This window comes from Collinsella intestinalis DSM 13280 (genome assembly GCF_000156175.1).
Classification (GTDB): domain Bacteria; phylum Actinomycetota; class Coriobacteriia; order Coriobacteriales; family Coriobacteriaceae; genus Collinsella; species Collinsella intestinalis.
Genome location: NZ_GG692710.1, coordinates 1,018,239 through 1,039,305, shown reverse-complemented (window position 1 = coordinate 1,039,305; position 21,067 = coordinate 1,018,239). Strand labels below are relative to the sequence as shown.

The window sequence follows — 21,067 nt, the reverse complement described above, 5'->3', positions numbered from 1 at the left end:
GCCCAGTATACCCACTCGGCGCACGCTCACGTTTTCCGGTCGCTTACGGTATCGTTGTCAGGGAATCAGATTCGATGGGGGATGTGCATGACAGAGGAGCAGTTGGAATCTTGCGAGAACGAGCGTGAGCGCATGGGCCTCGCTTCGTCCATCAGGCCTGGCGCCGATGCCGACGCCGCTTCGCGCGCTCGTCGCCGCACGGTTCGCGAACGCTTGAACGATCGCGAGGCGCGTCGCCTGATCGTCGGCGTGGTGGCCACACTTTTGGGCGGTATTTTCTGGGGCTTCTCGGGAACGTCGGCGAGCTACCTGTTCGCCCATTACCAAATCGACACCATCTGGTTGCTGAGCGTCCGCCAGCTGCTTGCCGGCGCGATGTTCATGGTGGTGATCGTCCTGTTCGACCGTGCCCGCTTCATACAGCTGCTCAAGAACCCTCGCCACCTGGCGATCATGGCGGTGTTCACGGCGTTCGGCGTGTTTGGCAACTCGTTCTCCTACCTACTTGCGGTCCGCCTGACCAACGCCGGCACTGCGACCGTCATGCAGTGCTTCCAACTCGTGATCATCATGGTGTACACCTGTATCGTCACGCACCGGCTTCCGCGTCGTCGCGAACTTGCCGGCGTGATCCTGGCGTTCGCTGGCGCGTTCCTCATTGCCACGGGCGGTGATCCGAGCACCCTCGTGATCCCTCCCGAGGGCCTCGCCGTCGGCTTCATCTCCGCGGTTGGCGCCGCCTGCATGTCGATCGTGCCCACTAAGATTCTGCCGATTTACGGCTCATCCATCGTGACCGGATCCGCGATGTTCGCATCCGGCGTCGTGACCTCGGTGTTCGTGCGTCCGTGGGAGAGCGTCCCGGCGTTCGACGCGTCCGGCTTGATCGCACTCGCCATCCTCATCGTGGTCGGGTCCTTCCTGGCGTACAACCTGTACATGCAGGGCGTCAAGGACATCGGCAGCGTGCGCGCGAGCCTCATCGGCACGGTCGAGCCCGTTTCTGCCACCGTCACGAGCGCGCTTGTGCTGGGCACCGTGTTCGCCCCGACCGACCTGATCGGCTTCGCGCTGATCATCGCCATGGTGTTCCTCACGGTATAGGTTGACCGACCGCTGCATATCGCTTGATCGAAAAAGAGGCGCCCGGCTCGAATCGATATCGAGCCGGGCGCCTTTGCCTTGGCAGGCTTGTCGCCGCGGGCGGGACGGCATGTCCTACCCGCGGCTTACATGCGGATTACAGCTGGTACAGGTCGCCGAACTTCTTGGCGAGGTAGTCGCAGAAGAACGTGGCGTCGAAGGGTGCCCCGCAGGCGGCCTCGATGATCTCGGGGGCGTCCTTGCCGCGGCCCCAGCGCCAGACCTTGTCGCCCAGCCAGGCGCGCACCGGGGCGAGATCGCCGCTTGCGCACGCCGCCTCGAGGTCGATGCCGTCGCGTTCCATGGCCGGCACGTACTGCGCATCGTAGGCGGAGCCGAGTGCGTATGTGGGGAAGTAACCAAAGCTGCCGCCGCTCCAGTGCGTGTCCTGCAGTGCGCCCATGGCGTTGTTGGGAACTTCGAGGCCGAGGTACTTGCGGGTGAGGTCGGCCCACAGGCCGGGCACGTCCTTGGCAGTCGCCTCGCCGGAGAACAGCAGGCGCTCGATCTCGTAGCGGATCATGATGTGCAGCGGGTAGGTGAGCTCGTCGGCCTCGGTGCGGATGAGGGACGGGGTCGCGATGTTGACCGCGCGGTACAGCTCATCTTCGGTCACGCCGTTGTAGACCTCGGGGACATGGCGGCGGAGCAGCCCGAGCAGCGGGGTCATGAACGCGCGGCTGCGGCCGACGGTGTTCTCGAAGAAGCGGCTCTGGCTTTCGTGGATGCCCATGGAGGTGCCACCCTCGAGGCACGTGCGCGCGTAGGCCGGATCGACACCCAGCTCGTAGGCAGCATGACCCGCCTCGTGGATGATCGAGTAAACGTTGGACATCAGGTTGTCCTCGTAGATGTGGGTCGCCACGCGGGCGTCACCCACCGAGAAGCCCTCGGAGAAGGGATGCTCCGTAAAGGCGAGGCAGGTGTCGGCGTCGTTCAGGCCGACGAGGCGCATCAGGTCGAAGGACAGCGCGCGCTGGGTGGCCTCGTCCACGTGCGCGGTGAGGAAGGGCGCCTCGGGCTGCTCGCCGCGCTCGCCGATTGCCTGGACGAGCGGCACGACCGTCTCGCGCACCTGGCCGAAGAAGCGGTCGAATGCGGCGGAGTCCATGCCGCGCTCGTATTGGTCGAGCCAGACGTCATAAGGGTCGCGCGTGTCGTCGAGATAAGCGGCCTGGCGCTTGAGCGAGGTGACGATGCGGTCGATATAGGGCTCGAAGCTCGCCCAGTCGTCGGCGACCTTCGCTTTGTGCCACACGGCGTCGGCCTCGCAGGTGAGGCGGCTCCACGCTTCGACTTCCTCGGTGGGGAAGGCGAGGGCCTCGCGCTGATCGCGCGCGAGCGTGCGGATCTGGGCGACGAGCTTGGGGTCGCTGATCTCGCCCGCGGCGACGCCCTGCTCGAGCTCGCTCACAAGGGCAACGGCGTCATCGCTGGTGAGGAGTTCGTGATGCTCGCCGGCGAGGGCCGCCATGGCCTCGCCGCGTGCGGTTGCGCCGTTCTCGGGGGCGATGGTGGCGCCGTCGAACTCGGCGATCTTCATGAGGTAGGAGCGGGTCCAGAGCTTGTTCTCGAGCGCATCGAGGCGCGCGGTGAGTTCGGCGGAGTTGGTCTCGAGCATGAGGCCTCCTTTTCGTGCTTCGCGGTCATTGCCCATGAGTGTACCCACCCGTCCCCGATTGCACACGTTCTCGGGCGGTCAATGGTGCGCAAACGGCCTGGCCCCCATTGCCTGTAGCACTGTCGGCCGCAAAACGCGCCGCCCCTCGCCGATTAGCTCAAAACGTACAGCATTATGAAGTGAGCAAGATAAGAGACAAAAACTTAATCAATGTAAGATATATGAGTTAGAATCCCTTGCTCGTTAGAACAACCTGTCTGAGGGGGACCTATGAGCAATTCTAACGATGGCACGGGGCGCGCGCTGAATATTGTGAAGCGCATCGCCCTTGGTGTGGCGGGCTTCATTGCCGTTGCGTGCCTGGTGGGTGGAGTCGTCGTTTTCACGCTGTTCGGAAACGAGCTCAAGACGCTCGACAGCATCAAGAAGATCGATGAGTACCCGCTGTATACCATGGACTACGCTGGCGATTACGGCATCGACGAGTTTTTGGAGCAAGGGGGCGCCTCCAATGACGCCGAGCTTATCGACTTTGTGGTAGACCGTCTGCTCAAGGGCCTGCCGATTGAGATCGAGTTGCCCAATCTCGCCTGTTCGACGTTCAACGCTGAAACACCCTCGGGCGATGCGATCTTCGGCCGCAATTTCGACCTGGAGTTCTCGCCCGGCATGATGGTCCGTACGAATCCCGAGGATGGTTATGCGTCGCTGTCAATGGTGAATCTCGCGTTCATCGGATACGGTGAGGACAAGTTGCCCGATGATCTCGCGTCGAGCATCGTGTCGTTGGCGGCGCCCTTCGCGCCGCTCGACGGTGTGAACGAGAAGGGTCTGGCCGTGGGCGTTTTGCTCATCGACACCGAGGCGACCGACCAGCGGACCGACCGCGTGGACATTACTACCACGACGGCCATTCGCATGATGCTTGATCGCTGCGCCACGGTGGACGAGGCGGTTGCACTGTTGGGAAAGTACGACATGCACGCGAGCGGCGGGCGCAGCTATCATTTCCAGATCGCGGATGCGAGCGGCAAGACCGTTGTGGTCGAGTACATCGGCGACGAGATGAACGTGCTGGAGCCCGGCGACCCCACGACGGCCGGCGTGCCCGCCGAGGGCAAGACGTACATGGCGGCAACGAACTTCCTGCTCACGCCCGGTGAATATGACTTCGGAGGCGGCGAGGACCGTTACGCCACCGTGATGGGCGCGCTCGAGGCGGCAGATGGCGTCATGGATGCATCGCAGGCCATGGACACGCTTCAGAGCGTGAGCCGCGAGGTGAAGATCAAGGACAACGGCGAGGTCTTCCAGACGCAGTGGTCTGTGGTGTACAACCTCGATCGCGGCACGGCGAAGATCTGCATGGGTGGCAAGTACGACGAGGTTCATGAGCTGTCGATCGCGTAAGGAAGCGCAGGTATGCTATCATCTTGACCACTGCGTTGACGGAGAGGTCGGGCCTCACCGCATCGCCGCAAAGAGAGGGAGGGCCACCGGCTGAGAGCCCGCCCGCGGCGAGGAGCCCCGAGTTCACTCCCGAGCTGCGACCTGAACGGCGGGCGCCGGGGCGCGATGTGCGATTTGCACCCGTCCCCGATTGCACATGCTGAGTAGGGGAGCCGCGCGCCCGCGCGACATCGGGCAAAAGAGGGTTCGCCGGGCAGACAGCCGGCGGCCAATCAAGGTGGTACCGCGGAATCTCATCCGTCCTTGGGAGTGCGAGCGATCGCACGATCCCAAGGGCGGATTTTTCTATGGAACAACGTGGCGCCTATATGGCGCCGATGGACGAGAGGGGAACAGATGAGCCTGATCGACGAGCTTGAGGAGCTCGAGCAGCGAGCCCGCGAGATGATCGAGGGCGCCGAGACGACCGAGAAGCTCGAGGCCGCCCGCGTGGCGCTCATGGGCCGCAAGGGCGAGATCACCGGCCTCATGCGCATGATGGGCAAGATCGAGCCCGAGGAGCGCCCGGTGCTCGGCAAGCGCGCAAACGAGATGCGCCGTATGGCTGAGACGCTGCTCGACGGCCGCATGAAGGACCTCAAGCGCGCCGCCGTGCGCGAGCTCATGGCCACGGAGGCCGTGGACATCACGCTGCCCGGCGCCCGTCCGCAGATCGGCCATGCGCACCTCATCAACCAGATCATCGAGGAGATCGAGGACGTCTTCTGCGGTATTGGCTATACGGTCGAGGCTGGCCCGCAGGTTGAATCCAGCTGGTATAACTTCACCGCGCTGAACGCCCCGCTCGATCACCCGAGCCGTTCCGCACGCGACACCTTCTACGTGAAGGACAACGCCCCCGGCACCGCGGCGCATCCCGAGGAACATGCCCACGGCGAGTCCGACGTGCTGCTGCGCACCCAGACCTCCGGCGTGCAGGTGCACACCATGGAGACCCAGGAGCCGCCCATTTACATGATCGCCCCGGGCCGCGTGTATCGCCCCGATACGGCCGATGCCTGCCACCTGCCCCAGTTCCATCAGATCGAGGGCCTCGTCGTGGATAAGGGCATCACCTTCGGCGACCTTAAGGGCACGCTCGATTACTTCGTGAAGTGCATGTTCGGCGAGGACCGCGCCACGCGCTACCGCCCGCATTTCTTCCCGTTCACCGAGCCCTCCTGCGAGGTCGACGTGAGCTGCGGCGTCTGTGGCGGCGAGGGTTGCCCCTTCTGCAAACACTCCGGTTGGATCGAGATCTTGGGCTGCGGCATGGTCGACCCCAACGTCCTGCGCAACTGCGGCATCGATCCCGAGGTCTACTCCGGCTTCGCCTTCGGCGCCGGCGTCGAGCGCATCGCGGCGCTCCGCTACGACCTGCCCGACCTGCGCACGCTCGTCACCGGTGACATGCGTTTCCTGAATCAGTTCTAAGAAGAGGTTTCATCTCAATTTGGGGACAGTCCCCAAATTGAGGTGCATATAGAAGAGGTTTGAGATGAAAGTTTCTTACGACTGGCTGAAGAGCATGGTCGAGCTGCCGGAGGACCCCTCCGAGCTTTCCCGTGAGTTCATCCGCACCGGCACCGAGGTCGAGGCCATCGAGACGGTGGGCGAGTCCTTCGATCGCATCGTGACGGCCAAGGTCCTTTCCAAGGAGGCCCATCCCGATTCCGATCACCTGTGGGTCACCATGGTCGACGTGGGCACCAACAACGTGGACGCCGAGGGCAGCCCGGAGCCCCTGCAGATCGTGTGCGGCGCACAGAACTTCAACGAGGGCGACCACATCGTGACCGCGATGATCGGCGCGGAGCTGCCCGGCGACATCAAGATCAAGAAGGGAAAGCTTCGTGGCGTCGTGTCCTGTGGCATGAATTGCTCCGCGCGCGAACTCGGCCTCTCCGCCGATCACGAGGGTATCATGATCCTTCCCGAGGATGCTCCCATCGGCATGCCGTTTGCCCAGTACCTGGGCACGTCCGACACCGTGCTCGACTGTGAGATCACCCCGAACCGCGCCGACTGCCTCTCCATGATCGGCATCGCGCGCGAGGTCGGCGCCATTTACGACCGCGACTTCCACGTCGACCTGCCTGCCATCGCCGCCGAGTCCGGCACCCCGACCGCCGAGACCGTCTCGGTCGAGCTCATCGACGAGGGCCTGTGCGATCGCTATGTCGCCCGCGTGGTGCGCGACGTGAAGGTCGGTCCCTCGCCCGAGTGGCTCGTCCAGCGCCTCAATTCCTGCGGCATCCGCACGCACAACAACGTCGTGGACATCACCAACTACGTGATGATGCTCACCGGCCAGCCGCTGCACGCCTTCGACCTCAACGCGTTCGAGGAGAAGAGCGGCAAGCGCTCCGTGGCCGTCCGCGTGGCGCGTGAGGGCGAGGTCTTCCGCACCCTCGACGACGTGGAGCGCACACTCTCCGCGGGCATGGGTCTCATCGCCACCGGCGAGGCCGGCGCCACCCCGGTCGCGCTCGCGGGCGTCATGGGCGGCATGGAGTCCGAGGTTACCGACGCCACCGTCGACGTGCTGGTGGAGAGCGCCTGCTTCAACGCTGGCCGCACCTCCCACACCAGCCGCGACCTCGCGCTGATCTCCGATGCCTCCATCCGCTTCGAGCGCCAGGTCGACGAGACCGGCTGCGTGGATGTTGCCAACATCGCCTGCGCCCTCATCGAGCAGCTTGCTGGCGGCAAGGTTGCCCCGGGTTGCGTGGACGTCTATCCCTCGCCCAAGCAGCTCGCTCCCATCAGCCTGCGTCTTTCCCGCGTGCACGAGCTGTGCGGCGCCGCGATCGAGCCCTCTTTCATCGAGACGGCGCTCACGCGTCTCGGCTGCTCCGTCGAGGCCGAGGGGGAGGGGGATGCGTGCGTGTTCGCGGTCATGCCCGCCACGTTCCGCCCCGACCTCACCCGTGAGATCGACCTGATCGAGGAGGTCCTGCGTCTGTGGGGCATGGATCGCGTCGAAGCCACCATCCCCGCCGCCAAAAACCACATCGGCGGCCTCACCCGCGAGCAGCAGCTCACCCGCAAGGTCGGTCAGATCCTGCGCGCCTGCGGCCTCAACGAGACCATGAACTTCTCCTTCGCCGCCCCCGGCGACCTCGAGCGCATCGGCATGACGGACGAGGGCCGTGGATGCCCGGTCGAGATCATGAACCCGCTCGTGGCCGAGCAGACCGAGATGCGCCGCTCGCTCATTCCGGGCTTGCTGCAGTCCGTCGAGTACAACATCAAGCACAGCACCGCAAACGTGCAGCTGTATGAGATCGGCACGCTGTTCTTCGGCCGCGAGAACGCCAGCGCGCCGAAGGAGCGCGAGTCCGTGGCGGGCGTGCTTTCCGGCTCCATGGGCGATGTGACCTGGAATCACAAGCCCATGCCGCTTCGTTTCTTCGACGGCAAGGGCGTTGTTGAGGAGCTGCTCTCCCAGCTGCGCACGCCTAAGGTCCGCTTCCGTCCCGCCGGCGGCGACGACTACGCCTTCCTGCAGCCCGGCCGCGGCGCCGAGGTGCTCTCCGGCGGTACGGTTCTCGGCTGGGTCGGCGAGATCCATCCCGATGCGCGCGATGTCTACGGCATCGATATCCCCGTGGTGGCCTTTGAGTTGAATCTCGAGGCGCTGATCAAGGGCGCTGGCGCCCAGGAGGCCTATCGCGAGTTCTCCCAGTTCCCGAGCGTCGAGCACGACCTTGCCATCGTTGTTGACGACGATGTGACCTGCGAGGACCTGGAGCGCCGTCTGCGCTCCGCCGGCGGCAAGCTGCTCGTGGGCGTGCGCCTGTTCGACGTGTACCGCGACCCGGTGCGCGTTGGCGTGGGCAAGAAGTCCATGGCCTTCGCGCTCACCTATCGCGCCGACGACCATACCCTTACAAGCGAGGAGGTCGAGCGCGCTCACTCCAAGCTGGTGACGAAGGTGTGCAAGGCCACCGGCGGCGAGGTCCGCAGCTAGTGCCTAGCTGGAACATACATATCGCGCATGCGGAGCGGCTGCTCAAGGGCGGCGGCTCCGTTGCGCGCGCCGTGCGCGACGGCAATGCGTTTCTCTTTGGAAACTTGATTCCCGATATCTACGTGGGTTACATGGTGCCCGGCGTGGTGCGCCCCGTTCCGTATCGCGTGACGCATTTCGCCAAGCCCGAGCACATCCCAAAGCCGCGCGCGGGCGAGTTTTTCGATGCGTACGTGCGGCCGCTTGCGCGTGAGTGCGGGCTGTTGGATGCGCTCGGCGACGATTGCGCAACGGGGGGAGGTGTCGGGGCGCCCGGTTTTGCCTCCGGTGCCTCCGGTTTCGTGGGTGCCGATTCTGATCGTGCGCCCGTTGGTCCTACCGGCTCTGCGGCGGCCGGGGGCCCTGTTCTGGAGCTGCCCTGGCAGGTCCCCGCCTCCCTCGCTGCCGAGGTCGCCCACGTGTCTCCCGCGCACACGCCGACGTTCGAGTGGGATTTCGATGTGGCCCAAACCGCAGCGTGCCAGCGCGATGCGTTTGCGACCTCCCGACGCGCGCTGAGCCGCAATGAGCTGCGACGCTCCCTGTTCGACATGGTGCTCGGCACATGGGTTCACCTGCTTGCCGACTGCACGTGGAACCAGGCCGTGAGCGATTTAATTGATGCGCGTGGCGAGCAGCCCAGTCGGGATTTCCGTATCAAGAAGCAGGGCGATTTCGACCTGTTCGGCAAGTCTCTCGAACTCGACCTCATGCCGCGTCTTACGCCACAGCTCATCGAGGTCGCGGCGGCGTTTCCTCAGTACGAGATCGATGCGGCGTCGGTATCTGCGACCTGCGCCATCGCCCATGAGACCGTGCGCACCAACCACCCGGTCACCGGCGCTGTGTACCGCCTGCTCGACGAGGAATTTTTCAGCCGTGTCTTCGCCGAGGTCAACGCACGAGCAGAGCGCGAGATGGAGTACGCGGGGACCCGTTGAGAACTCAGCGAACCAGCTGTTCCCAGTTCGAAAGGACCTCGCACCTTAGGTCGCGCTCGGCGGCTTCCATGCCCGCCGATTTCGCCTTCCGCCGTTTTCCGAGCAACGACGACAAGTGGGCCGACAGACGATGGAACCTCCCGGGGTTATAGAGTTGCTCGGCTGTCACCATGATGACCTCGATACCCATGCGCTTGAGGCCGGGCATGCGGTTGGAGTCTATTCCGCCCGCTCGGCCCCCATCGTGAACCATATGGCCCTGAAGCTCGATATCGATTGCCGGATGGATGTCGTTTTCGGGGAAAAGGATGTCGGCATAGCAGGTTGATTGGCCGGCGAGGATGCGGGCGTCGCGGTTCAGCGTGATGGGGTGGTTGTTGACGATGGGCCCTAGCCCTTCGCCGCCGCGTCGTCGCGTAAGGTTCAGCAGCATGGATGCTTGCACTTCGAGGGGAGATGCCGCAACGCCCGTGACCGCGCGTGCGGCCTGGCAAAGCTGGCGATGGCCGTGCATGCCCTTGCTTTCCTCGCAGAACCCGCGAAGCTCATGAAGCGTCACGAGCGGGTCGCGGTGCCAAAGAGACGTCGGTTTGCCCACGTGGTCATACACTTGCCGCCATCCTCCCGGCCATGCGAGGCGCTGATTGCGCAAGTGGTCGAGCTCGCGCTGCATTTCTTTGGTGGGCGTGTAGACGGCGAATGTCCCGCAAAGTTCGTAAGCGGCCATGGTGAGACGGTGCACCGAGACGAGCGGCGCCAAGGTGAGCAATGTCATGAGCGGCGAGGTGTACTGAACACCGACTTCGTTGTTTTCCCAGATAGCTGAACTCGGGAGGTCCCCGCTCCAGACGTGGTCCTTGATTGCCGAAGACCGTGTTCGGGCTGACGGGCTGTCGCACAGGGTGTGTATTGGAAGATTTAGCCAAGGACCCAGGTCGTTCGACCGGGAGATGGCGCTGCGTTGCCGGCGCGTCGAAAAACGGGGAAACTCTGGGAGCAGCAGTGTGACCTGGGGTGGGATTCGATAAAGCTCAAAGGCGCTGGCGCCGCAAATCACCTGTTCCATTAAATACCCCCTCCCTCGATGAATGAGCTTGTACCCAAAGGGGGAGTCGGATTGCGCAAGGGCGATTGAAGTCAATTCATCGACTTTTGGTAATTAGTTTTCCAGACTGGCCGGTAGCAACGCATTCTGGCGCGTAAAACACCTGGTCGTGTGCATCCAAATGGGCCTTATATCTCGGGGAAGCGATAAGTAATTACCAAAAGTCGACGAATTGAAAACGGCGTGCTGAAGAAGTGCATCAATTGGGCTATTTTTGCCTAGCGGATGCATAGCGGCCAGAAGACGTGGCCCGAGGGGCTCTGCACCATCTTTTCAGACGGACGATTATGCTGTTTTGGATCTTTCGAAAGCGCGGGATTTCGTTTGGAGGGATTGAGGCGGTGGTTTTACCTGCAAGAGGCTTTGCTTTCAGAAGGGCTATTGGGGTCGGGCAACGGGCGCGCTGTCGAGATGGCCGATGTTGCAAAAGGAAGGAGCACCGAAGGTGATCGGCGCCCCTTAGCGGGTGCATGTTGTTCCGAGCAACGGGTTAGCAGGCGTCCTGTTCGGCCACAGCTTGCATGGCCACGGCACCGATGAAGTTCACCGGCTGGCAGAAGTTAGGCTGGAAGAACAGGTCGACGTTGGCGAGCTGATCGATGGTGAAACGCGCCTGGATGGCGATGGAGATAGCATTTGCGGCCTCGGCTACGTCGTGGCGGCACAGGAATTGGGCGCCCAGCACGCGACGGGTCTCGGGATCCCAGGTGAGGGTCGCGGTAACCGGCGTGGTGGTGAGCATGAAATCGGGACGGTAGTCCTGGACGATGGTGGTGGAACGGGCATTCACGCCGCGGGCCTCGGCACCTGCCTGGGTGAGACCGCTCGCCGCAAGGGACAGGTCGTAGAGCTGCACGGCGCTGGTTGCCTGCGTTCCCATGTACTTCTGCACGGGCTCCTCGATATTGGCAGCCACGAGCAGGGCCTGGCGCACGGCGTTGGTGGCCAGTGGGATGTAGTCATAGGTGCCGGTGGGGTTGTAGAGCACGGTGCAGGAGTCGCCGGCGGCGAGGATGTCGGAGCTGGCCTCGGTGCTGCCGGCCGGGAATGCGCGCATGTACTCGTCGGTCTTGATGGCGCCGTTGGGAAGGGTTTCGAGCTGGCCCTCGAACAGATCGGTGCGGGGAAGGAAACCGGCGCCCATGATGGCGTAGTCGACATCGTATTCACCGGCGGTGGTCACGACGGTGACACCGGCACCGCTCTCGTTCAGGCGGAACTCGGTGACCATCTGGCCCAGTGCGAGCTCCACGCCGTGCTCGGCGTACACGGCTTCGACCTGCTCGGTGATGGGCGCATCGAAGTTTTTGGCGAGCGCGCGATCGAGCCCGTCGATGAGGGTGGCGCGCACCCCGGCCTCACTGAACTGCTCGACAAGCTCAGCGCCGATGTATCCTGCGCCGATCACGGCGACAGAATCCGCCTGCATGGCGTTCTCCTTGATGGCCTTGCCGTGGTCCCAGTTCTTGCACAGCATCACGCGGCCATCTTCAAGCCCCTCGGCCAGACCGGGGATGGGCGGGGTGACGGGCTTGGAGCCGGTCGTGACGACGAGCTTGTCAAAAACGTAGGTCGACTCCTCGCCGCTGGTGAGGTCGCGCGCCACGAGAGACTTGCCGGCGACATCAACGGAAAGCACGTCGTGCCGCATGTGCATCTGCGCGCCGAGCTCGGCGAGAGCTGCGGGGGAGGAGTAGAACATGCGGTTGGGGTCGCTCACATGACCGCCGACCCACAGCGCGATGCCGCAGGAGAGGAACGACAGGGTGTCGTTGCGCTCGAAGACGTGCACGGTCCAATCCGGGTGCGCGGTGAGGATTGACTGAGCGGCGAACGTGCCGGCGTGCGTGCAGCCAACAACGGCGACGGTTTTAGGGGTGGAGGCGGTGGTCATGGTGACTCCTTCGAGGAAAAACGTGTCAGCACTAGAAATGATACAAAAAAGCAAACAGTTAGCAAGGGCAAACTGGTAAACGGGGCGGAGCGGCCGGGCGGTGTGCGGCGCCGCGACCGTATGCGGTAAGATTTTGCCGAATAAGCCAAGCGAACCATGCGACACGAACAGGAGCGCATATGTCTTTTGTCACAAAAGCCACGGCCCCGGCCATGACGGCAGCCGAGGACCTGCTCGACTTCATCGCCGAGAGCCCCACGATGTTTCACAGCGCCGCGGCTATCCGCGCGCGTTTGGATGCGGCTGGTTTCACATACCTGAGCGAGGGCGCCGCATGGGAGGTGCGCCCGGGAGGCGCGTACTACACGCAGCGCAACGGATCGAGCGTTGTGGCCTGGCGTGTGGGCGAGCGTGTGGCCGCTCCGGGTTTTGCTTCCGATGTTGCCAAAGCCGCCGACCGTGTCGCCGGATCCGTCGATGTCGCCGCTGGATCGGCCGGTGACAGCGCCCCGTACCACTTCCAGCTCACAGCCTCGCATTCCGACTCCCCCTGCTTCAAGGTAAAGACGAATGGCGAGCTCGAAGGTCCCGCCGGTTATGTGCGTCTGGACACCGAGGCTTACGGCGGCATGATGGACTACACCTGGTTCGACCGCCCGCTTTCGCTCGCCGGACGCGTGTTGGTGCGAGAGGGCGCGCGTATCGAGAGCCGTCTTGTGGCCCTCAACCGAGATGTCGCGCTTATCCCGAGCCTTGCAATCCACATGGACGGCGGCGTGAACAAGGGCTTCGCCCCCAATCGCGCAAGCGATTTGTTCCCGCTGCTCTCCGCGGGCGACTTGGCGAACGGCTCGCTCGACATGATCGTGGCCGATGCCCTCGAGATCGATCCTGCCCAAATCGTGTCGCGCGACCTGTTCCTGGTCAACCGTGAGCGCGGCCGCGTGTGGGGTGTCACCGGCGAGTTCATTTCCTCGCCCCGCCTCGACGACCTCATGTGCGCCTACACTTCGCTCGTCGCCTTTATGAACGGCGGGAACGAGCGTACCGTCTCGGTCTATGCGTGTTTTGACAACGAGGAGGTCGGCTCCGAAACCAAGCAGGGTGCTGCATCGACGCTTTTGGCCGACACCCTTTCCCGCGTGAACGCCGCTTTGGGCTTCGGCCCCGAGGAGTACGTCCGCGCGCTCTCCGCTTCCATGCTCGTGAGCTGCGACAACGCGCATGCGCAGCATCCCGCGCACCCCGAGCTCGCCGATAGCCTCCATGCCCCGCAGATGAACGGCGGCATCGTGGTGAAGGAGGCGGCCAACCAGCACTATTGCACCGACGCTTTCAGCCGTGCCGCGTTCACCGCCGTGCTCGACGACGCCGAGATCCCGCATCAGGCGTTTGCGAACCGCAGCGACAAGGCGGGTGGCTCCACGCTCGGCAATATTTCGAACATGCAGGTGAGCGTGCACGGAGTCGATGTCGGGTGTGCCCAGCTCTCGATGCATTCGTGCATGGAGACGGCCGGGGCCCGCGATGTTGACCTTGCCATCGAGGCGCTCACGGCGTTTTACGATACGAACGTCCGCATCGACGGTGCCGATTCGATTGAGCTCGGCTAGACGAGTATCACCCCAACAGATACGAACCTCGATAAAGGGGCGGCGCACCACATTGGATGCGCCGCCCCTCATCTCTTGGACTTGAAAGTAGGGTCCTCGAGATGGGAGGCGGTTCATCGTTGGATTCGCTGTCCCGCTCCTGATCGGTTTATCGGATGAAGCTCGTGAAGGACCCGGCTTCCCGATCGGGTAGGCCGATTCCGGCCTCGCGCCCCGCCTCGAGGGATTTGAGCAGCCAGGCCATGTTGCGCCCGAGCTGTCTCATCGTCCACAGCCCCTCCTGGTCCTGTTCGACCTCTTCGGGCGTGCATCCATGGACCATGTTCCAGTAACGGGAGCTCACAATGGGCATGTTCGAGATGGTGAAGAACTTCTGCATATCGTCGAGGGCTGCTGTGGTGCCGGCGCGACGGGCGGACGCGATGGCCGCGGCGGGCTTGAAGCTCAGTACGTCGGGCGCGCCCGCTTTGCCGTTGGAGTAGAACAGGCGGTCCATGAAGCCCATGAGGGAGCTAGCGGCATGGGCATAGTGGACGGGCGCGCCGAAGACGAATCCGTCCGCCTGCTCGGCACGGGCGCGAAACTCGTTGACGGCATCGTCGAAGATGCAAGCGCCGGTCTCGCGGCAACGCCCGCACGCCATGCAGCCGGCGGCGGGCTTGGCGCCGATCCAGAAGATCTCGCTTTCGATTCCATGCGCATCAAACGTCGTGGCGACTTCGGCAAGCGCGCGGTGAGTGCAGCCGTTCTTGTGCGGGCTTCCGTTGACGAGTATGACTTTCATGGCGCTTCCTCCCTCGTTGCTCCGCATGTATATGCGGCCATTGTCTGCGTTCTCATCAGTTTAGTTCGTTCTGCGGCGATACGGCGTGGGCCTTGATGGGCATCTGGTATAGTTCCGCAGGTGAAAGAAATGAATGGGCGAGGATTTGCTGTGCCCATATGAGAAAGGAGCGCCCATGATCAAGGAGCTCGTGAAGGATGAGGCCATCCTCTCCACCCCGTGTGAGCCCGCCACCGCCGCCGACGCGGAGATCGCGCAGGACCTGGTGGATACCCTGCTGTCCATCGAGGATGCCGCCTGCCTGGCTGCCAACCAGATCGGTGTGACCAAGGCCATCTGCGCCCTGGCCGACGACGAGGGCAACACGCTCGTGATGTACAACCCCAAGGTCCTGTTCGGCATGGGTGCCTTCAAGGCCGAGGAGAGCTGCCTCACCCGCGAGGGTTCCGTCAGGGTGACTCGTTTCGTCAAGATCAAGGTCGCATACGACGAGCTGGTCGACGGCGAGTTCAAGCCGCGCAAGCGCGACTTTGTCGAGTGGCCCGCCGAGCTCATTCAGCACATGTGCGACCACTGCCAGGGCAAGCTGGTTTAAGTTGCCCAACAGGCAGATCGTTCCACATGGACATACCCGGACTTGGATGTTGCCCTGCTCTACGTTTTGCCCTGTGCCCTGATTTGCTCTGTAGCTCTTACCTTAAAACCCGGACCATCCGACCGATAGCGGTTCTGGATGGTCCGGGTTTTTACGTGTGATGGAGATCGCGGCAGCTCTGAGTGCCCGTTTCGACGAGAACGGACAGAGTGCGAGAGTGAGCGGGGCGATTATGACGTTCGACGTACACGCACTGCGGTGCCGCAAGCGGTGGTCATGATCATCTCGGCAAAGGTCTCGTATCCCACGTTCGCGCCAATGACTGCGTTGGCCCCGAGCGCCTCGGCGCGCTGCGACATCTCACGCAGGACCTCCTCGCGCGCCTGGGCCATTTCGTCTTCATATCCTGCAGATCGCCCGCCGAACACGTTGCGCAGCCCGGCGCCGATATCGCGGAACATGTTGATGCCGCTCACGGCCTCGCCAGTGACGATTCCGAGGTATTCGACTACCTCGTAGCCGTCGAGGTTGTTGGTGGTAGTGATGGTTAGCATGGTTCCTCCTTTTGACGGTACTTTCTTATACCCAGCCGTGCGTTTTGGAAGAAGTGGTCAAAAAGGGTTGATAGTGCGCCGAACGGCGACGTGATCGAAAACATGTATAGTCGTTGGTTTGATGAATCCGCAGGTCGCGCAAGGGTGTGCTTCGGGTGCGTGGTCCGCGTGGGGGCAACCATCGAGTACGTCCCGCAATCGTTCAAACGAATCCAGGGGTTTTGTTGGGGGCGGACTGCATGGTCGGCGCACAATTAGGGTATTTTGACCAGAAATTGGAAAACGTACGAAAAGGAGGCGAAATCGTATGCAAATCGATGCCAATCTTATGCAATCTCTCATATGGGCCGCGATGGGCTGCGGCTTCACCTGGTTCATGACCACAGCCGGCTCGGCCGTGGTGTTCTTCTTCCGCAAGGACCGCGCCGTCACCCATCGCATCTTCCTCGGGTTCGCCGCGGGTGTCATGATCGCTGCGAGCGTCTGGTCATTGCTCAATCCTGCCATCGAGCAGGCCGAAGAGCTCGGTCAGGTCGGCTGGATCCCGGCGGCGGGTGGTTTCTTGCTCGGGGTGGCGTTCCTTATGGCACTCGACACCTTCCTGCCCCATCTTCATATGGAGGGCGATGAGCCCGAGGGCGTCAAGACGAGTTGGAAACGCACCACGTTGCTCGTTTCGGCTGTGACTTTGCACAACATTCCGGAGGGAATGAGCGTTGGCCTGTTGTTCGCGATGGCGGGCCAGAGTTCGGGCCCTGAGCGGACGGCGTATCTCGGCATGGCCGTGGCGCTTGCTATCGGCATGGGCTTGCAGAACTTTCCCGAGGGCGCGGCAATTTCCCTGCCGTTGCGACGCGAGGGGATGAGACGAGGCAAGGCGTTTGTGATGGGCAGCCTGTCCGGTATCGTCGAACCGATCTTCGGCATTCTCGTGGTTCTGGTGAGCACGCAGATCGCGCCGTTCATGCCTTGGATGCTCGCCTTTGCCGCTGGCGCGATGATCTACGTCGTCGTTGAAGAGTTGATTCCCGAGGCGCATCTTGGGGAGCATTCGAACATCGGCACGTTGGGGGTCATCGCGGGCTTCGTGGTCATGATGGTGCTCGACGTCGCATTGGGTTAGTCAGTCGGCAAGCGGCGGTGTATCGATCATCGAAAAAGGCCCTCGGGAGTCCCGAGGGCCTTTCCTTGATATGTGCGATGCCGCTACTTGCCGCTGCTGCCACCTGCCACTACTTGCCGTTGCGCGTGTCAGACCCGTGGCGCGCCTCGCGGATCTCGCGTGCGGCGGCGACTCGGGCCTCGCGTGCGTCCCGCAAGGCGTTGTGCGCGCCGACCGTCTTGCTGCGCGCGCCGCGCAGCGTCTCGGCGAGCTGCGGGTTCGTTTCGGCCACACGCGTTACGAGCGGTCCGTCCAGCTCCTCTTGCGTGGGCTCGGACAGGAAGTCGATGGCGTATTGGGCAGCGACCATGGAGCCCTTCACGAGAACCGACTCGTCTACTTTGAAGAAGCACGAATGCTGGGCAAACGTCGCCCCGATCTGCGGGTTGCGGCAGCCCACGAACGCCAACACGCCCGGAACTCGGCGCAGGTATTCGGAGAAGTCCTCTCCCGACATGGTGCCGCGGTAGCTGCCAACGCCCTCGGACCCGAGCGTTTTGAGGACCGCCTGGCGGCAACGCTCGCTCGCGACGGGTTCGTTTTCGACCTTGTAGTTGGCGATGGTGTAGTCGGAGAGCTCGGCTTCGGCGCCATGAGCCTGCGCGATATGCACCGCGATGCGTTCGATGAGCGCGGGCATGAGCTCATGGGTCGCCGTGGAATAGGTGCGCACGGTGCCCTCCATGTGGGCCTCGCCCGCGATGACGTTGCGCGCGCTGCCGGCGTGAAGCTTGCCCACGGTGACCACGGCGGGTTCGTAGGGGGAGAGCTCGCGGCTCACGATGGTCTGCAGCGCATTCACGATTTCGGCGGCGACCATCACGGCGTCGCTGCCACGCTGCGGCATGGCGCCGTGGCAGGACGTGCCGTGCACGTCCACGCGGAACCAGTCGGTGTTGGCCATGCGCGGACCGGGTTCGCAGCTGATGGTGCCCGCGTCGACCTCGCTCCAGATATGCATGGCAAACGCGCCGTCGATACCCTCGCATACGCCGGCCTCGCACATCATTCGTCCGCCGGAGCCGTTCTCCTCGGAAGGCTGGAACACAACGCGGATCTCGCCGTGGATGTCGTCGGTCATGTGGCGCAGAACCTGTAGGGCGCCGAGCATCATGGCGATATGGCAATCGTGGCCGCAGGCGTGCATGCAACCTTCGTTGACGCTCGCGAATTCGTCGTCGGTGCGCTCGGTGACGGGCAGTGCGTCGATGTCGGCGCGCATGAGCAGGCGCCGGCGCGGCGTACCGTCCTCGCGATAAGCGTCCGGCGCAGTTCCGCGCAACGTCGCAACGAGGCCGGTCTCGAGTGGCTGCTCGTAGGGGATATTCATGGCGTCGAGTTGGCCGGCGATATCGGAAGTGGTCCGCACCTCTTGAAGGCTCAGCTCGGGGTGTTTATGGAAGTGGCGGCGCTGCTTGATGATGTAGGGCTCGAACTCGGCGGCGATGTCTTGAATCGCCGCGGTGATCTGGTCGGCATCACGGTGCTCTTTGTGGGCCATGATTTGCTGTGCTCTGGTCTTGGGCATGGTATCCACCTTGCTTTTCGAGGGGCGCTTCGGCGCCCACGCCTATCTGCTGCCTTCTACCATACTCCTTGAAATACGAAAACGGGCTGCCGATATCGCTGGGGTCCAGAAGACGAACCGCCTCCCATCTCGTGAGCATGAGAGACGGGAGGCGGTTCAAGTTCGTGACTCTGACAATGCGCTGGTTTTTAAGCGCTTACTGGTTTTCGGAAGTAGTGGGCTCGTCCGTTGCGCTCGGCGCATCCGTCGCGAGGGGCACGGTGGTCTTCTCATCGGCGGCCTTATCGTTGTCGCCCTTAACGCGTTTGGCGATCTTCTTGGCGCTGCGCTTGAGATTGGCGAAGAGGCCGCCGGCGGGATGTGCGGCGTTGAAGGCGTCACGCTTGTCGCGCTTCAGGCGCTCTTCGACCAAGATCTCGCCGTAATCGGCGAGGAACTTGTCGTAGAACTCGACGGCCCCATCGATGTCCTCCTGGTTGGGGCGCCCCTTGTTCATGCCGCCCACGAACTTGTACGGACCGAAGGTGTCAAAGCCGGGGCAGCCGTAGGTGCACATGAGGGTCGCCATCTTCATGCGGCACACGCCGTCGAGGTCGCCGCCATTGAACTTGGCGGCGCCGCCGTAGGTCATGAGGCCGATCACGTTGTCGCCGTCGCGCAGGCAGTGGTCGCATACGCGCAGGACATCCTTGTCGAACTTGGTGTAATAAATACCGGAGCCGACGATGATGATGTGATAGGGGGAGAGGTCGGGATACTCCTCCTTCCCGAGCGTCGCAACATCGATGGTGTCGATCTCGGGGTGGGCGGCGACCAGGGCGTCGACGAGCTTCTTGGTGTTGCCGTGGTGCTTGGACCTGTAGAGGATGACCGTTCTTGGATCCATGGTCGGGCCTTTCGTGATGAGCGGGTTGGCGTGGTCGGGCGTGCGGGCCCGTGCCCACGGCGGTTGCGAGTGGATGGGCGCGCGAACCGCAAGTGGATGAATCAATTGAGGCAGCTGGCAGTAAAACGAGTCAAACCAACTACTTGGAAAAAGATACCAATCAATTCAAATCTTCATAATTGTATAACCAGTGGCACATTTAGCCAGCAGGTTTACGGGCGAACATGCTGGAAGCAGAGAACCTGCGCAAACGCTTACAGGGCGTTAAACGGTAGCGAATATGCAGTTGAGCACAACCAGAAGGGGTGAACGGTCGATTTTAACCGATGAACGGTTCGAAATCGGAAAAGCCCGAAATGTCGGAAACAGAACATTCACAACTGGTATAGTGAATAGCGACTTGTTACGTGGTTACTACCAGTGCCGCACCAAATAACGCGGCGGGAGCAGGAAAGAGGGATTAATGGTCGGTTTTATTTTGACTGGTCATGGCAACTTCGCCAATGGCATCAAGAGCGCGCTCGATATGGTCGCTGGTGATCAGGAGGCGTTCGAGATCGTTCCCTTCGAGGGTTCCCAGGCTGCCACCTATGGTGACGACCTCCGTGCCGCCATCACCAAGATGCGCGGTGAGTGCGAGGAGGGCGTTATTGTCTTCGTCGACCTGCTCGGCGGCACTCCCTTCAACCAGTCCATGATGATCGCCAACGATGTCGACAAGCTCGAGATCGTGACCGGCTCCAATCTTCCCATGATCATCGAGCTGCTCTTCGCCCGCAACGGCGCCACCGACGTGACCGCTCTCGCCGAGCAGGCCGTCACCGTGGGCCAGCAGGCCGTCACCCGTCAGTCCCTGGCTTCCGTCATGGGCGCCGCTGACGAGGACACCGCCGAGGACGGCATCTAATGGAGAACTTCGGGCAGAACGTTCTCGCCTCCTCCGTCGCCCTGCTGCTCATCATGGCGGTCATGGGCGTCGTCTACTTCATCTGGTCCAAGGCCAACATGAAGAAGAAGGTCAAGTACTTCGAGCACATCCACACCGACCTGGCACCCGGCCAGCGTGTGATGTTCGGCGGCGGCATCTTCGGCGACGTGAAGAGCGTGCAAGGTGACGTTGTCGAGGTCAAGGTCCGCTCCGGCGCGACGCTCGACGTCTCCCGCTACGCGATCCAAGAGATCGTCAAGTAGCTTAAAGAGATCAAGCCTCGCCGATGAGAGGCTCAATCCCTTAGGTAGTAAAGGCCAGTACGCGAATACGAAAGGACGGATCGCAATGGCAGAGCCCAATATCCTTCTCACCCGTATCGACAATCGACTGATCCACGGTCAGGTTGCCACCCAGTGGAACTCCACCCTGGGTTCCAACCTCATCCTCGTTGCCAATGACGAGGTCTCCACGAACACCATGCGCCAGAACCTCATGAAGATGGCTGCTCCCACCGGTGTTCAGACCCGCTTCTTCTCCATCCAGAAGACCATCGACGTGATCCACAAGGCCTCCCCGGCCCAGAAGATCTTCATCGTGCTCGACTCTCCTCAGGACGCGCTCAAGCTCGTCGAGGGCGGCGTGCCGATCAAGAAGCTCAACATCGGCAACATGCACATGGCCGAGGGCAAGCGTCAGGTCGCTACCACCGTCGCCGTCAACGACGACGACGTGGAGTGCTTCCGCAAGCTCCAGGAGCATGGCGTCGAGCTTTCCATCCAGCGAGTGCCCAGCACGCCCGTTGAGGATACCAACAAGCTGTTCGCGTAATTTGGGGGTTTAGCGAACCAG

At 62.7% G+C, this 21,067-nt stretch carries 18 protein-coding genes; 11 read left to right on the top strand and 7 right to left on the bottom strand.

Annotation, left to right across the window (positions count from 1 at the left end):
* Positions 1-87: 87 nt before the first annotated feature.
* On the top strand, positions 88-1,104 hold the full coding sequence (locus COLINT_RS04810; RefSeq protein WP_233418343.1) for a DMT family transporter: 1,017 nt from the start codon (positions 88-90) through the stop codon (positions 1,102-1,104).
* A 136-nt stretch (positions 1,105-1,240) separates the two neighbouring features.
* Here the strand turns inward: COLINT_RS04810 and COLINT_RS04805 are convergent, their stop codons facing one another.
* Entirely contained in the window at positions 1,241-2,764 is a 1,524-nt protein-coding gene (locus tag COLINT_RS04805) for a carboxypeptidase M32 (protein ID WP_006723274.1), read from the bottom strand.
* A 270-nt stretch (positions 2,765-3,034) separates the two neighbouring features.
* Here COLINT_RS04805 and COLINT_RS04800 point away from each other — a divergent pair, with 270 nt between their 5' ends.
* The 4 genes from COLINT_RS04800 (at position 3,035) to COLINT_RS04785 (ending at position 9,166) form a co-directional block, all read left to right on the top strand.
* The gene (locus COLINT_RS04800; protein ID WP_006723272.1) at positions 3,035-4,174 is read left to right on the top strand and encodes a linear amide C-N hydrolase; all 1,140 of its coding nucleotides are present in this window, start codon (positions 3,035-3,037) and stop codon (positions 4,172-4,174) included.
* 396 nt (positions 4,175-4,570) lie between these two features.
* On the top strand, positions 4,571-5,647 hold the full coding sequence (gene pheS / locus COLINT_RS04795) for a phenylalanine--tRNA ligase subunit alpha (RefSeq protein WP_006723270.1): 1,077 nt from the start codon (positions 4,571-4,573) through the stop codon (positions 5,645-5,647).
* Between the two features lie 64 nt (positions 5,648-5,711).
* Positions 5,712-8,186 carry a phenylalanine--tRNA ligase subunit beta gene (gene pheT, locus COLINT_RS04790; RefSeq protein ID WP_006723269.1) on the top strand — a complete coding sequence of 825 codons (2,475 nt, stop codon included), beginning with the start codon at positions 5,712-5,714 and terminating at the stop codon, positions 8,184-8,186.
* Positions 8,186-9,166, top strand: coding sequence for a hypothetical protein (locus COLINT_RS04785; RefSeq protein ID WP_006723268.1), 981 nt, complete (start codon positions 8,186-8,188; stop codon positions 9,164-9,166). The genes pheT and COLINT_RS04785 overlap by 1 nt, the downstream gene beginning before the upstream one ends.
* A gap of 4 nt (positions 9,167-9,170) precedes the next feature.
* Here COLINT_RS04785 and COLINT_RS04780 read toward each other — a convergent pair whose 3' ends face one another.
* Both COLINT_RS04780 and COLINT_RS04775 read right to left on the bottom strand, forming a co-directional pair.
* On the bottom strand, positions 9,171-10,232 hold the full coding sequence (locus COLINT_RS04780; protein WP_006723267.1) for a hypothetical protein: 1,062 nt from the start codon (positions 10,230-10,232) through the stop codon (positions 9,171-9,173).
* Between the two features lie 529 nt (positions 10,233-10,761).
* Positions 10,762-12,165, bottom strand: a complete 1,404-nt coding sequence (locus COLINT_RS04775; protein WP_006723266.1) for an FAD-dependent oxidoreductase — start codon at positions 12,163-12,165, stop codon at positions 10,762-10,764.
* Positions 12,166-12,344: 179 nt separating this feature from the next.
* On the opposite strand from COLINT_RS04775, the gene COLINT_RS04770 reads away from it, so the two are divergent.
* Positions 12,345-13,778 (top strand): M18 family aminopeptidase, encoded by a 1,434-nt coding sequence (locus tag COLINT_RS04770; RefSeq protein ID WP_006723264.1) that lies wholly within the window; start codon positions 12,345-12,347, stop codon positions 13,776-13,778.
* 148 nt (positions 13,779-13,926) lie between these two features.
* Here COLINT_RS04770 and COLINT_RS04765 read toward each other — a convergent pair whose 3' ends face one another.
* Positions 13,927-14,562: a flavodoxin family protein gene (locus COLINT_RS04765; RefSeq protein ID WP_039910366.1), complete on the bottom strand. Its 636-nt coding sequence runs from the start codon at positions 14,560-14,562 to the stop codon at positions 13,927-13,929.
* 175 nt (positions 14,563-14,737) lie between these two features.
* Here COLINT_RS04765 and COLINT_RS04760 point away from each other — a divergent pair, with 175 nt between their 5' ends.
* Entirely contained in the window at positions 14,738-15,157 is a 420-nt protein-coding gene (locus tag COLINT_RS04760; RefSeq protein WP_039910365.1) for a peptide deformylase, read from the top strand.
* 230 nt (positions 15,158-15,387) lie between these two features.
* Here the strand turns inward: COLINT_RS04760 and COLINT_RS04755 are convergent, their stop codons facing one another.
* The gene (locus COLINT_RS04755; RefSeq protein WP_006723261.1) at positions 15,388-15,711 is read right to left on the bottom strand and encodes a YbjQ family protein; all 324 of its coding nucleotides are present in this window, start codon (positions 15,709-15,711) and stop codon (positions 15,388-15,390) included.
* Positions 15,712-16,018: 307 nt separating this feature from the next.
* Here COLINT_RS04755 and COLINT_RS04750 point away from each other — a divergent pair, with 307 nt between their 5' ends.
* Positions 16,019-16,834 carry a ZIP family metal transporter gene (locus COLINT_RS04750; RefSeq protein ID WP_006723259.1) on the top strand — a complete coding sequence of 272 codons (816 nt, stop codon included), beginning with the start codon at positions 16,019-16,021 and terminating at the stop codon, positions 16,832-16,834.
* A gap of 109 nt (positions 16,835-16,943) precedes the next feature.
* Here the strand turns inward: COLINT_RS04750 and COLINT_RS04745 are convergent, their stop codons facing one another.
* Together COLINT_RS04745 and COLINT_RS04740 are read right to left on the bottom strand one after the other, a co-directional pair.
* Positions 16,944-18,401, bottom strand: a complete 1,458-nt coding sequence (locus COLINT_RS04745) for a M20 family metallopeptidase (RefSeq protein WP_006723258.1) — start codon at positions 18,399-18,401, stop codon at positions 16,944-16,946.
* A gap of 196 nt (positions 18,402-18,597) precedes the next feature.
* A complete protein-coding gene (locus COLINT_RS04740) occupies positions 18,598-19,287 on the bottom strand; it encodes a flavodoxin domain-containing protein (RefSeq protein WP_006723257.1) in 690 nt (229 codons plus the stop codon).
* Between the two features lie 463 nt (positions 19,288-19,750).
* Here COLINT_RS04740 and COLINT_RS04735 point away from each other — a divergent pair, with 463 nt between their 5' ends.
* The 3 genes from COLINT_RS04735 to agaB all read left to right on the top strand — a co-directional run bounded on the left by COLINT_RS04735 (position 19,751) and on the right by agaB (position 21,046).
* The gene (locus tag COLINT_RS04735; protein ID WP_006723255.1) at positions 19,751-20,194 is read left to right on the top strand and encodes a PTS sugar transporter subunit IIA; all 444 of its coding nucleotides are present in this window, start codon (positions 19,751-19,753) and stop codon (positions 20,192-20,194) included.
* The gene (yajC, locus tag COLINT_RS04730) at positions 20,194-20,478 is read left to right on the top strand and encodes a preprotein translocase subunit YajC (protein WP_006723254.1); all 285 of its coding nucleotides are present in this window, start codon (positions 20,194-20,196) and stop codon (positions 20,476-20,478) included. The genes COLINT_RS04735 and yajC overlap by 1 nt, the downstream gene beginning before the upstream one ends.
* 85 nt (positions 20,479-20,563) lie before the next feature.
* Positions 20,564-21,046 carry a PTS galactosamine transporter subunit IIB gene (agaB, locus tag COLINT_RS04725; RefSeq protein WP_006723253.1) on the top strand — a complete coding sequence of 161 codons (483 nt, stop codon included), beginning with the start codon at positions 20,564-20,566 and terminating at the stop codon, positions 21,044-21,046.
* The last annotated feature ends 21 nt before the right edge of the window (positions 21,047-21,067 follow it).

What these genes read in the sequence shown, in the direction of transcription:
- agaB (WP_006723253.1), top strand. Translation starts at nt 20,564, where the DNA reads ATGGCAGAGCCCAATATCCTTCTCACCCGTATCGACAATCGACTGATC.
- pheS (WP_006723270.1), top strand. Translation starts at nt 4,571, where the DNA reads ATGAGCCTGATCGACGAGCTTGAGGAGCTCGAGCAGCGAGCCCGCGAG.
- COLINT_RS04770 (WP_006723264.1), top strand. Translation starts at nt 12,345, where the DNA reads ATGTCTTTTGTCACAAAAGCCACGGCCCCGGCCATGACGGCAGCCGAG.
- yajC (WP_006723254.1), top strand. Translation starts at nt 20,194, where the DNA reads ATGGAGAACTTCGGGCAGAACGTTCTCGCCTCCTCCGTCGCCCTGCTG.
- COLINT_RS04735 (WP_006723255.1), top strand. Translation starts at nt 19,751, where the DNA reads ATGGTCGGTTTTATTTTGACTGGTCATGGCAACTTCGCCAATGGCATC.
- COLINT_RS04750 (WP_006723259.1), top strand. Translation starts at nt 16,019, where the DNA reads ATGCAAATCGATGCCAATCTTATGCAATCTCTCATATGGGCCGCGATG.
- pheT (WP_006723269.1), top strand. Translation starts at nt 5,712, where the DNA reads ATGAAAGTTTCTTACGACTGGCTGAAGAGCATGGTCGAGCTGCCGGAG.
- COLINT_RS04780 (WP_006723267.1), bottom strand. Translation starts at nt 10,232, where the DNA reads ATGGAACAGGTGATTTGCGGCGCCAGCGCCTTTGAGCTTTATCGAATC.
- COLINT_RS04760 (WP_039910365.1), top strand. Translation starts at nt 14,738, where the DNA reads ATGATCAAGGAGCTCGTGAAGGATGAGGCCATCCTCTCCACCCCGTGT.
- COLINT_RS04775 (WP_006723266.1), bottom strand. Translation starts at nt 12,165, where the DNA reads ATGACCACCGCCTCCACCCCTAAAACCGTCGCCGTTGTTGGCTGCACG.
- COLINT_RS04745 (WP_006723258.1), bottom strand. Translation starts at nt 18,401, where the DNA reads ATGCCCAAGACCAGAGCACAGCAAATCATGGCCCACAAAGAGCACCGT.
- COLINT_RS04740 (WP_006723257.1), bottom strand. Translation starts at nt 19,287, where the DNA reads ATGGATCCAAGAACGGTCATCCTCTACAGGTCCAAGCACCACGGCAAC.
- COLINT_RS04805 (WP_006723274.1), bottom strand. Translation starts at nt 2,764, where the DNA reads ATGCTCGAGACCAACTCCGCCGAACTCACCGCGCGCCTCGATGCGCTC.
- COLINT_RS04810 (WP_233418343.1), top strand. Translation starts at nt 88, where the DNA reads ATGACAGAGGAGCAGTTGGAATCTTGCGAGAACGAGCGTGAGCGCATG.
- COLINT_RS04800 (WP_006723272.1), top strand. Translation starts at nt 3,035, where the DNA reads ATGAGCAATTCTAACGATGGCACGGGGCGCGCGCTGAATATTGTGAAG.
- COLINT_RS04765 (WP_039910366.1), bottom strand. Translation starts at nt 14,562, where the DNA reads ATGAAAGTCATACTCGTCAACGGAAGCCCGCACAAGAACGGCTGCACT.
- COLINT_RS04755 (WP_006723261.1), bottom strand. Translation starts at nt 15,711, where the DNA reads ATGCTAACCATCACTACCACCAACAACCTCGACGGCTACGAGGTAGTC.